General features: G+C 65.7%; 13 protein-coding genes. 6 read left to right on the top strand and 7 right to left on the bottom strand.

All coding sequences use genetic code 11. The features are described from left to right. The first annotated feature begins 176 nt into the window (after positions 1-176). Complete coding sequence (locus tag ABD301_RS06250; protein WP_344307999.1) at positions 177-515, top strand: hypothetical protein; 339 nt, start codon at positions 177-179, stop codon at positions 513-515. A 192-nt stretch (positions 516-707) separates the two neighbouring features. On the opposite strand, the gene ABD301_RS06245 is transcribed toward ABD301_RS06250, so the two are convergent. Next, a complete protein-coding gene (locus tag ABD301_RS06245) occupies positions 708-1,112 on the bottom strand; it encodes an ArsI/CadI family heavy metal resistance metalloenzyme (RefSeq protein ID WP_344307997.1) in 405 nt (134 codons plus the stop codon). An 80-nt stretch (positions 1,113-1,192) separates the two neighbouring features. On the opposite strand from ABD301_RS06245, the gene ABD301_RS06240 reads away from it, so the two are divergent. Then, the gene (locus ABD301_RS06240; RefSeq protein ID WP_344307995.1) at positions 1,193-1,558 is read left to right on the top strand and encodes an ArsR/SmtB family transcription factor; all 366 of its coding nucleotides are present in this window, start codon (positions 1,193-1,195) and stop codon (positions 1,556-1,558) included. Between the two features lie 26 nt (positions 1,559-1,584). Beyond that, positions 1,585-2,067, top strand: coding sequence for a GNAT family N-acetyltransferase (locus ABD301_RS06235; protein ID WP_163573138.1), 483 nt, complete (start codon positions 1,585-1,587; stop codon positions 2,065-2,067). A gap of 42 nt (positions 2,068-2,109) precedes the next feature. Here ABD301_RS06235 and ABD301_RS06230 read toward each other — a convergent pair whose 3' ends face one another. Next, positions 2,110-2,292 (bottom strand): hypothetical protein, encoded by a 183-nt coding sequence (locus ABD301_RS06230; RefSeq protein WP_163573137.1) that lies wholly within the window; start codon positions 2,290-2,292, stop codon positions 2,110-2,112. An 80-nt stretch (positions 2,293-2,372) separates the two neighbouring features. Beyond that, complete coding sequence (pdxR, locus tag ABD301_RS06225; RefSeq protein ID WP_344307992.1) at positions 2,373-3,734, bottom strand: MocR-like pyridoxine biosynthesis transcription factor PdxR; 1,362 nt, start codon at positions 3,732-3,734, stop codon at positions 2,373-2,375. Positions 3,735-3,781: 47 nt separating this feature from the next. Here pdxR and ABD301_RS06220 point away from each other — a divergent pair, with 47 nt between their 5' ends. Together ABD301_RS06220 and ABD301_RS06215 are read left to right on the top strand one after the other, a co-directional pair. Next, positions 3,782-4,978 carry an MFS transporter gene (locus tag ABD301_RS06220; RefSeq protein ID WP_344307990.1) on the top strand — a complete coding sequence of 399 codons (1,197 nt, stop codon included), beginning with the start codon at positions 3,782-3,784 and terminating at the stop codon, positions 4,976-4,978. After that, complete coding sequence (locus ABD301_RS06215; RefSeq protein WP_163573135.1) at positions 4,953-6,065, top strand: low temperature requirement protein A; 1,113 nt, start codon at positions 4,953-4,955, stop codon at positions 6,063-6,065. Before ABD301_RS06220 ends, ABD301_RS06215 begins: the two co-directional genes overlap by 26 nt. A 9-nt stretch (positions 6,066-6,074) precedes the next feature. On the opposite strand, the gene ABD301_RS06210 is transcribed toward ABD301_RS06215, so the two are convergent. From ABD301_RS06210 to ABD301_RS06195, 4 genes are read right to left on the bottom strand one after another with little or no spacing between them, the layout of a single operon-like run. Next, positions 6,075-7,616, bottom strand: coding sequence for a long-chain-fatty-acid--CoA ligase (locus ABD301_RS06210; RefSeq protein ID WP_344307987.1), 1,542 nt, complete (start codon positions 7,614-7,616; stop codon positions 6,075-6,077). Between the two features lie 11 nt (positions 7,617-7,627). Continuing rightward, positions 7,628-8,431: a poly(3-hydroxyalkanoate) depolymerase gene (phaZ, locus tag ABD301_RS06205; protein WP_344307985.1), complete on the bottom strand. Its 804-nt coding sequence runs from the start codon at positions 8,429-8,431 to the stop codon at positions 7,628-7,630. Continuing rightward, entirely contained in the window at positions 8,428-10,083 is a 1,656-nt protein-coding gene (locus tag ABD301_RS06200; protein ID WP_344307983.1) for an alpha/beta fold hydrolase, read from the bottom strand. Before ABD301_RS06200 ends, phaZ begins: the two co-directional genes overlap by 4 nt. A 10-nt stretch (positions 10,084-10,093) precedes the next feature. Beyond that, positions 10,094-11,272 carry an acyl-CoA dehydrogenase family protein gene (locus tag ABD301_RS06195; RefSeq protein WP_344307981.1) on the bottom strand — a complete coding sequence of 393 codons (1,179 nt, stop codon included), beginning with the start codon at positions 11,270-11,272 and terminating at the stop codon, positions 10,094-10,096. A gap of 213 nt (positions 11,273-11,485) precedes the next feature. On the opposite strand from ABD301_RS06195, the gene ABD301_RS06190 reads away from it, so the two are divergent. Then, the gene (locus tag ABD301_RS06190) at positions 11,486-12,325 is read left to right on the top strand and encodes a hypothetical protein (RefSeq protein ID WP_344307978.1); all 840 of its coding nucleotides are present in this window, start codon (positions 11,486-11,488) and stop codon (positions 12,323-12,325) included. The last annotated feature ends 22 nt before the right edge of the window (positions 12,326-12,347 follow it).

Raw genomic sequence — 12,347 nt, 5'->3', positions numbered from 1 at the left:
CATTTTGCGCTCTGGACCGTCGTGAAAGTCCCCGGCCGGCCGGATTCCGTCGCCGGGTTGGGGTACCGGGGCCAGATCAGCTCTCATCGTCCACCCCGGTCCTGGGGGCGGGTCCGTCGCTGCCGACGTGAGCGGCGGGCCGTTCTCGTCACATTCTGTTAGGAAGGGGCACGGTCATGGATTCCCCGATGATCGAGGTAGCGAAGATCCACGCGCGGGACCACCAGCCCCTGTTGCCACCGGCCGCCGCGAGCGTCATCCCTGTCTGCCGGGCGTGGCACTGCAACGAGAGCTGGCCGTGCCCGGTCCGGCGCAACGCGGTCACCGTGTTGTGGTTCTACGGCATCAACCCGGCCAGCGTGGACGACCCACCACGACAGCCGCTACCGGACACCGGGCCGGCGCGACGGCCTCGGCCACATCTACCGACCGCTACTCAGGATTCTCTGTCCTGCCGCAGGCTCCCAGGGCACGACTACGACCGCCGCGAGCGTCCCCAATGGCGTTGGACGTGAACACGCGCCGAGTCGTGTCCTGTGCAGGGGGTGAGCGGCCGGCCCGCACGGGGTACGACGGGCCGGCCGCTTGCCGTCACCACCGAGCACGGGCGCGATGTAGGTATTATTCGGACCAGTAATACCGTCTAACATTCTTTGATATGCCGACCCGAGCATTGTGGTCGAAATTCCTTTGAAGGGCCGGCGTCGCTAGGCGGGCGTACAGCAAGCGGGTGCTGCGGTGGTGGGGGAGTCGGCCTTGACGGTGTAGACCTCCCATGGTTCCTGGCCGGGGCCGTGGACCCAGACCTTGTCCTGTAAGGCGTAGCAGCACGTCGTGTCGTTTTCCAGCTGTGTTTTCATACCTTCGCCGATCAGCCTGTTCGCGGCAGCGGCTACTTGCGCGGTGGAGTCGACTTCGACGCCGAGGTGGTCCATTACGGTGGCTTGGCCGGGTTCGCCTTCGAGCAGTACGAGCTTGAGAGCGGGCTCAGTGATCGCGAAATTGGCGTAACCGGGCCGAAGTTTCGCCGGTTTGACGTTGAACAGCTGGGAGTAGAACGCGATTGACTCGGCAAGATCGCCGACCCGCAGGGCGAGCTGAACTCGGGACATCGAACCCTCCTTGGATAGATGACCATCAAAGCAACTTCGATTAGATTGCCCTCTAAATAGAACTCTGTCAAGATAGACAGATGTCGAGACAACTGGAGCTGGCCGCGATCGACGCCTGCTGCTCACCGCTGGCACGTAAGCCGTTGTCCGAGTCGCAGGCCGTGGAACTGGCTCGGGTGTTCAAGGCGATATCAGACCCCATCCGACTCCGTCTGCTCTCGCTGATCGCATCACACAAGGGTGGGGAGGCGTGCGTCTGTGACCTGACCGACGCCTTCGAAGTCACCGGCCCGACGATTTCCCACCATCTCAAGGTGCTGCGCGAGTCGGGGCTCATCGACGGCGAACGCCGTGGCACCTGGGTCTACTACCGCGTCCATCCTGAGGAATTAGCCCGCCTGTCTGCTGTACTGGTGCCGGGCGACGCGGCCGCGGTGACAGTGTGATCACCGGTGCTGCTCAGGTGGTGCCGATGACCTCCGCGCACGCGCCGGCGGTGCTGGCGATCTACCAAGCCGGGCTGGACAGCGGTGACGCGAGTTTCGAGACTACGGCTCCGTGCTGGCGAACCTGGGACGCCACCCATGCCGCGCAGCACCGCTTTGTCGCCGTTGACCAGCACGGACGGGTCCTGGGCTGGGTCGCCGTGTCCGCTGTGTCCTCGCGCTGTGTGTACGCCGGAGTCGTGGAACACAGCGTCTATGTCGACCCCGCGGCAGGTCGACGGGGTGTCGGGCTGGCGCTGCTCCAGGCATTGATCGCCTCGACGGAGGCCGCCGGGATCTGGACCATTCAAAGCGGAATCTTCCCGGAGAACACCGCCAGCGCGGTCCTGCACGAGCGCGCTGGCTTTCGCCGGGTCGGTGTCCGCGAACGCATCGGCGCCCACCACGGTCGATGGCGCGACGTGGTGTTGATCGAACGACGTAGCACCCGCGTGGGATCGGGCGGTTGAGCGGCCCGTACGTCCTCGGGTGCGACGACCCGTGCGAGGGCTCTAGCCCAACCGTAGGTCGCGCAGGCGTTTCGGGGGCAGGATTGAGCCTTTCAGCTCGTCGTCCTCCCAGTGCAGAAACTCTGTTTCCCACGGCCGCTGCGACCGGAGGAAGGCCTCTTGGGCGCGGACCTGCGCGCGGTATGCCTGCCAGATTTTGTGGGCGGCCACTGATATCAGTCGCATGATGTTTCACCTCTTCCTGTCACCTGCTAATTTCTCATCTGGCGGCGATCGGCGACAGATGCGCAAGTGTCAAGAACCCATCAAATGCTGCCAACCGTGCGTACGAGGGCATCCAGAGCGTCGGAATAGGCGTGATCGGGCGGGGTGCCGTAGCCGATGACAATTCCTTGCTGATGGTGACCGGGCTGTTGCCAACGGTCTCCCAGATAGCCGATGGACAGCTCGTTGACGGCGGCCACCTGACGAATGTCATCTTCGGTGTGGTCCGGAAGTTTTATCAACGCGTGCAGGCCAGCGGCGATTCCGCGTACCGGAATATTGATACGCGAAACCAGTAGATCCCGGCGGCGCTTGTATTTCAACCGCATGGCCCGGATGTGCCGGTCGTAGTCGTGGCTGGCGATGAAATCCGCGAAAGTGAGCTGTCCGAGGTTTTCGGTGTGGTGGTCGCTGTGTCGTTTAGCGTCGACAACCGCTTCGATCAGCTCCGGCGGCAGGACGAGCCAGCCCAGCCGCAGACCCGGGCCGAGGGTTTTTGAGGCGCTCCCGAGATAAGCGACCTGATCGGGGGCGGTGCCCTGGATCGCGCCGACCGGTTGCCGGTCGTACCGGAATTCGCCGTCGTAGTCATTCTCGACAACCAGTCCGCCGGTCGACCTGGCCCAGTCGGTGAGTGCCAGCCGGCGAGCCGGATGCAGCGTTTCGCCAGTCGGATTCTGGTGCGCCGAAGTGACAATCACCGCTCGTACGGCCGCGGTTAGGGTGTCGGTACGAGCGCCTTTCTCGTCGACATTCACCGGTACCACGGTCGCGCCGGTTCGGCGTACCAATTCTCGGTGAAAAGGCACGCCCGGGTCTTCCATGGCGATGGTCGACGGGCCGAGTGCGCGGGAGATGAGGACGAGCGCTTGGACATAGCCGTTGGTGATCACGATCTGATCCGGGTGGGCGAGAACTCCACGCGTACGCCCCAAATAGCCGGCGAGGGCTTCCCGCAGCTCCAGACGGCCGCGCGGATCGCCGTAGCCGAACGCGTCGGCCGGCGCGTTGCCCAACGCCCGCCGGGCCGACCGCAGCCAGGCCGCGACCGGGAAGGCCGCCACGTCGGGGCTGCCCGGGCGCAGGTTGTGCCGCGGCGGCCGCTCGGTGGCCGGCGCGCTGGGAGCGCTGTGCTGGGCCATCAGCGCGACGGCGGTCCCCGAGCCCTGCCGCGAGGTCAGGTAGCCCTCCGCGATGAGCTGGTCATATGCCGCTCGTACGGTGCCGCGGGACAGCCCCAGCTCGACGGCCAGTTTGCGGCTGGCCGGCAGTCGGGCCGCCGGAGCGAGCCGGCCGGCCTGGATGGCGGACCGCAGCGCCTGCTCCAGGCCGGTCCGCCGGCCGGTCGCCGGGTCGAGCTCCAGGTGCAGGTCGACGCCGAAAGTGGGCCAGAATTCAGTCACGGTATTGGATCTTAGTTTCGATCCAATCACTGCGTAGCGTCCCGCTGGTGACTCTCGAAACACCGCGCCGGCTGATCTGGTTGCTGGCCCTGACTTATGGCCTGACCATCGCGAACATCTACTACTGCCAGCCGCTGCTGCCGGAGATCACCGGCTCGTACGGGCCGGCCACGCCGGCGCTGACCACGCTCAACCAGGTCGGGTATGCGCTGGCCCTGGTGCTGATCGTGCCGCTCGGCGACATCGTCCGACGACGGCCGCTGGTGTGCCTGTTGTTGTGTGTCGACGCGATGGCGCTGATCCTGACGGCCATCGCGCCGACCGTGGGCGTACTGCTCGCCGCTGGTGTGGTGGTCGGGCTGGCCAGCGCTGGGGTGGTGAACATCCTGGTCGCGTACGCGGCGACCGTCGCCGCCGATCATGAGCGGGGCCGAGCGGTCGGCACGATGCTCACCGGCGGCCTGACCGGTGTCCTGCTGTCCCGTACGGTCGCCGGCCTGGTCAGCCAGGCGGTGGGCTGGCGGGTGTTGTTCCTGGCCGCGGCGGCGGTGACGCTCGTGTTGGCGGCGACGCTGGCTCGTACGATGGCGCCGGCCGACCCGGAGGTGTCGATCGGCTACCTTGCGCAGTTGCGCGCGACCGTACGGCTCGCGGCGACCGAGCCGGTGCTGCGCCGCCGGTCCGCGATCGGTGCCTGCGTTTTCGCTTCTTTCGGAGTGTTCTGGGCGACCGCCGCGTTCCTGCTCGCCGGTCCGCCGTACCACTTCAGCGCCGCGGCGATCGGGCTGGTCGCGCTGGTCGGCGGTGCCGGCGTACTGGCCGCCCGGCTGACCGGCCGGGCCGCCGACCGTGGCTGGCAACGCCCGATGACCGGACTTTTGCTGGTTTTGGGCGCTGTTTCGTTCGCCGTGTTGTGGCTGGGCGGGCAGCACCTGACGTGGTTTTTCGTTGGATTGCTCGCGGTCGACATCGCGATTCACGGCACCCACCTGCTGAACCTGAGCGTGGTTTACGGCCTGACCAGCGCAGCCCGGTCGCGTATCGCCTCCGTCTACATGACCGCGTACACGCTCGGCGGGGTGATTGGAACGGCCGCCGGCGTCGCCGCGTACGAGCTGGCCGGTTGGGGCGCGGTGTGCGTGGTGGGCGCGGTGTGCATGATCACCGGCCTAGCGGTCTGGATCCGGGACTGCCGGTCGGCTGGGTACATTGCCCTCAATGAGCGAATCCGCGGAAGTGCCTGAGAAGCCGGTCACCTGGGCCGAGCTGTTCTTCGACCTGGTTTTTGTCTTCGCCGTCACCGAGGTGTCGTCGCTGCTGCGTGAGGACGTGTCCTGGGCCGGGCTGGGCCGAGCTTTGGTTGTCTTCGTACCGATTTACTGGGCCTGGGTCGGCACCACGATCCACGCCAACACCACCAATGTGGACACCTCCTTCGAACGGATCGGCATTTTCGCGACCGGCCTCTGCAGCCTTTTCATGGCGTTGGCCGTGCCTGGTGCGTACGGCTCCCGCGCGGTGTTGTTCGCCGCGGCTTTCCTGCTGTTGCGGGTGGTTTCACTGTTTTTCTCCGGTCCGCAGCAAAGTTTCGCCTTCGGGCCGATGAGTATCGCCGTGTTCATCACCGGTCCGGCCCGGTTGATCAGCGCCTTTTTCCCTTACCCGATCCTGATAACGGTGTGGGCCATCGCCGCGGTGCTGGACCTGGCGACGCCTATCCTGACCCGCCGCCGGCTGCTGTCGATGCGGTTCCATCCCGGCCACCTGCCGGAGCGGTTCGGCACCTTCATCATCATCGCGCTCGGCGAATCCATCGTCGCGATCGGCGCCCCAGCCGCCACTTCGGCGCATTTGACGGTCGACGTGCTGGTGGCGGTCGCGATCGCTTTCGTGCTCGCCGCCGCATTGTGGTGGGTGTATTACGTGTTCGCCGCCAGCGCGATCCGGCACGCGATGCTCACCGCGAGCGTACGCACCGACCTCGTCCGCGAGGTGCTCTCGTACGGACACCTGGCCTTCCTGACTGGCATCATCGCGGCCGCGGTAGGCATGGCGGCCGTCGTCGCACATCCCACCCACCGCTTGGAAATCGGCGTGGTGGGCCTGCTCTTTGGTGGCTGTGCTCTCTATCTTGCGACTTTCGGCTACACCCGGTGGCGGATGTTCCATCGAATCTCGATCTACCGGCTGGCTGGTGCGGCAGTTGCTGTTTTCCTGATCCCGCTGGCCGTCTACGTGCCGGCGGTGGCTGCTCTTGGCGCGCTGACCGCTGTCGTGGTCGGCGTCAACGTGACCGAGCATCTGGTCGTACGACGGCGGGGATCGATGTAGTGTCGCGCCTCAGCTGAGTTCTCGCTTGAGGACCTTGCCGGTGGCCGTCATCGGCAGAACCTCGCGGAACTCGACGATGCGTGGGTATTTGTAACCGGCCATGTTTTCCTTGCACCATGCCACCAACTCGGCCTCGACCAGCTCGGCGCCAGGTGTGCGGATCACGAATGCCTTCACTTCCTCGCCGTGGCTCTCGTGCGGCACGCCGATGACCGCGACCAGGCTCACCGCCGGGTGGGTCATCATGACCTCCTCGAGTTCGCGTGGATAGACGTTGAAGCCGCCGCGTACGATCATCTCCTTGGCGCGGCCGACAATGAAGTAGTCGCCGTCGGCGTCCTGTCGGCCGAGGTCGCCGGTGTGGAACCAGCCGTCCCTGATCGCTTCGGCGGTGGCCGACGGGCGGCCCAGGTAGCCGGTCATCACGTTGTGGCCCCGGATCGCTATTTCACCGGTCTCGCCGTCGGGCACCCGTTGGCCCTGGTTGTCGACGAGCTTGACCTCGATCCCCCAGGCCGGCTGGCCGATCGAGCCGGGTTTGGGTTTGCGGCCCGGATGGTTGAAAGTGGCGACCGGGCTGGTCTCGGACAGGCCGTAGCCCTCGCTGACCTCGACCCCGAACACCTTTTCCATCTGTTCCAGGATTTCCACTGGCAGTGCGGCCCCACCGGAGACCGCTATCCGCAGGTTGTTGGCGATTTCGGGTAGGTCGTACGCGGTCGGGTCGGCGCTCAGTAGGCCCCAGTACATTGTCGGAACGCCGGCGAAGAACGTGACCTTTTCGTTCAACATCAACGAAAGAGCGGCGTTCGCGTCGAAGCGAGGGAGCATCACCAGGGTCGCGCCGGAGCTGAAGCCGGCGTTCATCTGGACCGTCTGTCCGAAGGAATGAAAGAGCGGCAGCGCCAACAGGTGGATCTCGTGTTTGGCCACACCGAAAATCCGGTGACAGGTGACAGCGTTCATCACCATGTTCGAGTGCGACAGCTCGGCGCCCTTGGGCTGGCCGGTGGTGCCGCTGGTGTAGAGGATGACGGCGGTGTCGGTCGGAGCGGTGACCGCGGTGTCGAAAACTGCCGGTTGACCGGCCAGCGCGGCGCCCAGGGTGGTGGCGCCCTCGATCGGCGAAGGTGCCGACGGATCCGCGGTGATCAGGAAGAAATGCTCGCAGCTTTCGGTCGCGCCGAAGCCGGCCCACCCCTGCTGGCCGATGGGCAATGCTGGCGTACCTTCGAAACAGAGATAGGCCTTCGCCCCTGAGTCGGCCAGATGGTAGGCCACCTCGCGGCCCTTGAGCATCACGTTCAATGGGACCACGGTGGCACCGGTCTTCAGGATTCCGTAGTAGACGATGGGAAAGTAGGGCACGTTGGCGCATGACAGCGCGACTCGGTCGCCCGGTCCGACACCGCGGGACGCCAGCAGGTTGGCGACCTGGTTCGCGGCCGCGTTCACCGCCGGATAGGAGAGTCGGGTGTCGCCGAGCACGACCGCGTCTCGGTCGGCGAAGCGGACCGCGCTGTCCTCCAACATGAGGGCCAGGTTCAGCATGACTTTCTCCTTTACGACAGGAAGGTGTGGATGGCCGGAACAAGTTCGTCGGCGTGCGTGAGCAGCGCCAGGTGGCCGCCGCCGTGGACAATGTGGACGGTCGGTTTTCGCAGTAGCCGGGCCATCATCTTCGCGTTCACCAGCGGGATGATCGGGTCGTCGTCGCCGGCCACCAGCAGCACCGGTTGGCGCAGCAGCGGCAGGTAGTACGCACTGGTCCAGCCCCAGCCGGCGAGCATCTGCCAGTAGTAGCCGAGCGGATCCGGCGCCCGGGACGCCCGGGCGAAGGCGTCGGCGACCCCTTTGTCTTCGCCAAAGCCGCCACCGTAGATCGCCGCGCCGAGCTCGCGCATGCGCGATGGCCGGAAATACCGGGTCGGACTGGCCAGCGCCAGCAGGACGCGCGGGTGAGCCGGCACCATCACCATTCCCATGCTGGTCGCGCACAACACCACTCGGCGGCACAGTTTCGGGTTCAGGTGGGCGAATTCCTGCGCGAGCGCGCCGCCCCAGGAAATGCCGAGCACATCGACCTGCGGAAAGCCCAGTTTGGTCACCAGCTCGCGCAGCAGTCGAGCGTGGCCAGTCATCCATCGCGGCAGTCGCGGTGTCGGTGACCCGCCGGTGCCCGGCACGTCGAAGGCGATCGTCGGGATTCGCCGGCCCTGCATCGCCTCCAGCCGTTCGACGAACGGCCGCATCAGCTCCAGGTTCGCGCCAATGCCGTTGCACAGCAACAAAGGCGTTCCTTCGCCGGCGCGTATGTCCACGTGCAGCTGTTGGCGGCCGACCCGCAGGACATCGGTGCCGTTCATCCGCGTACGTACGAGCCGGGGGCGGCTTCCAGCGCAGCGTCAATGATCGGCGCGTCGACAAAGTCGCCCGATCGCTCGCCGAGCCACTCCATCCAGCGAGGCCACCAACTGCCGGCGACCTTGGTCGCGCCGGCCTTCCAGTCTGCCGCCGACTCCGGCCGGTCCGGATTGCTGAAATAGCTGGACTTCGGGTTGCCCGGCGGGTTCAGGATGCTCTGGATATGCCCGGAGTTGCTCAAGGTGAACTCGACATTCCCGGTCAGCCGCAAGGACGACCGGTAACAGGCGTCCCAGGGGGTGATGTGGTCGGTCGTACCGCCCATCACGAAAGCGTCACAGTCGATCTTTCCCAGATCCAGCGGCGTGCCGTCCACCACGACGGCTCCCGGGGTGGCGAGCGAGTTGTCGCGATAAATGTCGATCAGCTCGCCGTGGAAGGCGGCCGGCAGCCGGGTCGTGTCGTTGTTCCAGTAGAGCACGTCAAAAGCGGGCGGCTTGTTGCCGAGCAGGTAGTTGTTCACCCAGTACGACCAGATCAGGTCGTTTGGCCGCAGCAGGTTGAAAACCCGACCCAGCTCGCGACCGTCCAGGACGCCCTTGGCGTGCGAGTGGCGTTTGGCGGCGGCCAGTGTTTCCTCACTGGCGAAGACGCCCAGCAGCGTACGGTCGGCGGCCATGTCGAAAACGCTGACGAACAAGGTCAAAGAGTGGATACGAGCGATGCCACGCGCGGCGAAAGCCGCGCTCATGGCGACCGACGTGATGCCGCCGGAGCAGGCACCGCCGAGGTTGACGTCCGCGCTGCCGGTGATGTCGCAGACCGTGTCGATGGCTTCTTCGAGCGCACGAAGATAGGTCGCCAGCGTCCATTCGCGCTGCTCGGCGGTCGGGTTGCGCCAGCTCACCACGAAAACCTGGAAGCCGTTGTCCAGTGCGTACCGGGCCAGGCTTTTCTGTTCGGACAGGTCGAAAACGTAGTACTTGTTGATCTGCGGTGGCGCGATCAGCAACGGTCGGGCGTGGACCCGCTCGGTCCGCGGCTCGTACTGAATCAGTTCCAGCACCTCGTTCCGGAAGACCACTGAGCCGGGCGTGCCGGCGAGGTTGCCGCCGACCTGGAAGCGGTTGGTGTCCACTTGCCGGGGCATCCCGCCGTTGTGAAGAACATCGTCGACGAGCTGGCGGATTCCGCTGACCGCGCTGCGGCCGCCGGTCTCGATGAACCGCTTGAGCGCCGCCGGATTCGTCGGCAGATTGCTCGGCGCGAGTGCGTCCAATCCCAGCGACAGGACGAAACGGGTTCGCTCGCGGTCCATAGTGGACAGTTCGGAGCCGCCGATCCACCTGTCCAGCTCGGCGTCCGCGGCCAGGTAGAGCTGCAACATCCGCTGATAGAGAACGTTCTCCGACCACGCCTGATCGGCGAATCGGCGATCTTTGGCGCCGGGCGTGAAAGTCGCCTTGCCGCGGCCGATGTCCAGGCCGGCGTGGGCGAGATGAGCAAGGCTGCCGACAGTGTGTTGCGGGTGTCGGATGGTTTCGCCAATGACCGTACGCAACGAGTCCAGCAGGTCTTTGCGGCGAAAGCCGACAATGGGGTTGGGGCCGCCGATCGAGTCGGCCGCGCTGTCCGGGTTGAGGCTCGAAGTCATGACAGGTCTCCTAGACAAAGGCCGAAAAGCCGGTGATCGCCCGGCCGACGATCAGGGTGTTCATCTCGCGCGTTCCCTCGTAGGAATGGATCGCCTCGGCGTCCGCGACGAACCGGCCGACCTCATGCTCCAGGAGGATCCCGTTGCCGCCCATCAGCTCGCGCGCGAGCCCGACCGTCTCACGCATTTTGGTGGTAGCGAAGGCTTTCGCCAGCGACGCCTGCTCCTCGGTCATCCGGCCGGCGTCCTGCAGACGGGACAGCTGGGCGACCATGCACAGCGACGCGGTAATGTTTCCCAGCATTTTCACCAACATGTCCTGGACCAGCTGGAAGCCGCCGATCGGCCGGCCGAACTGCTCGCGTTTCTTGGAATAGTCCAAAGCCCGTTCGTACGCGCCGATCGAGCATCCGACGGCCTGCCAGGCCACCGACGTACGAGTCATCCGCAAAACCGCTGCGGTGTCGGCGAACGAGTCGGCATGGCCGAGCCGGTGCGACTCCGGTACGCGACAGTCACGCAGCTCGATGTGCGCGTTCTGGACCGTACGCAGCGCCATCTTGTTCAGGATCTTGGTGGGGGTGAAGCCGGGACTGCCCTTCTCGACCAGGAATCCGCGGACGTTTCCGTCAGCCACATCGCGGGCCCAGATCACCGTGACATCGGCGAAAGTCGCGTTGCCGATCCACTTCTTCTGGCCCGACAAAACCCATTCGTCCCCGTCCCGGCGGGCCGTGGTGGTCAGCCCGCGGGCCGCGCCGGAGCCGGCCTCGGGCTCGGTGAGACCGAAAGCGCCGACCTTCTCGAACCGGGCCATCGCCGGCAGCCACGTCCTCTTCTGTTCCTCGGAGCCACAAAGGTAGATCGAGCCCATCGCGAGCCCGGTGTGGACACCGAAAAACGTCGCGATCGACGGGTCGACGCGGGCGAATTCCAGCGCCACAAAGCCATCCAGCAGGCTGCTCCGACCGGCGCAGCCGTACCCGTCGTACGACAGACCGGCGATACCCAATCCGCCGAGCTTGCCAATCAGCTCGTACGGGAATTCCTCATGGATCCAGTGCTCGTTCGCGGTGGGGGCCACCTCGGTGGCCAGGAAAGCCCGCAGCCTGGCCAGCAGTCGCTGGTCGTTGTCCGGCAGCGCGTCCGCCAGTGCGTAGAAATCGCCTGTTTCGGTCTTGTCGGTCATCATGCCTCCTCGCCGTGTGTTCTCACGGTATGGCCAGGAGAGGGCCACCGGACCTGCCTAAAGTTAGGGGAGAAAAGTTAGGGCGCCGTCACCGGCCGCTCGCGTCGTACGTTATTCGTACGTGTCCGAGGGAAGCGCACCCACGCCGGTCGGTGCGCGTTTACGGTGGTCCCTGAGCCTGGACTGGGCGCGGACTTTCATGGGGGCAAGGCAATGTCGCACAACGGATTCCGATGGTCGTCACCCACCACGGTCGTCGCGCTGGTGCTCGGGGTGGCGCTGGTGGTTGGTTACGGTGCGTGGCGAGAGGGCTGGCGGCCGACCTTTCACAACCCGCTGGCCAACTCCGCTGACTCGGACACCAGGATCTACAACGGCTTCGAGGGCACCAACGCGGCGTCGTACGCCGAAGGCGCCGCCGGCATCGTGCCACCGCCAGCTGCGAAAGCCGGTGACTGGTCCGCTGCCGACGTGGCCCGGGACCTCAGCGCGGTCAAGGCGGCGCTGGTTTCGAGCCATCTGGACCACCGGCTGCTGGTCACCGGCGACCCGGCTGGATATCTCGCGCAGGTCGCGCCCGGTTACCGGTCACTAGCCAAACTATCGCTGGCCAAGGACAGTTTCAGCGAGATGATCCGGACCGCTCCCGGGACCACACTCGCCGATCTTTCCCCGCGAGTGAAAGGAAAAATGACATTCGGTGTGGGCAAGGACGAGGATGGCCACAGCTACCTGCAAATCACCACGAACTACGTCTGGGCGTACGCGTTCGCCGGCGTTGGCACAAACCATCCGGGCGAGCACGTGGTCGTGGTCCACGACGAGACCAAGTGGGGTAGCTACAGCGATAGTCACGTCGGCCCCGAGTCCCGTGGGCTCTGGGTGGAGGGCACCCAAGCGTACGTCTACAACATGGACTGCCAACAAATCGCGCACGGCCTGATCGCGCCGGCGAGCTGGAAAGACCAGGGGACCGGGGTCGCCGGCGGCGGCGAGGACTACAGCCCAGATCAGCCAGTGGACGGCCCCGACACCTGCCCCAACCACAAATAAAGTGGGCTTCTATATAGAGCGC

The sequence above is a fragment of the Fodinicola feengrottensis genome (genome assembly GCF_039530045.1).
Lineage (GTDB): Bacteria > Actinomycetota > Actinomycetes > Mycobacteriales > HKI-0501 > Fodinicola > Fodinicola feengrottensis.
Note: the sequence above shows the minus strand (reverse complement) of the source record. Positions and strands in the feature narration are given on the sequence as shown.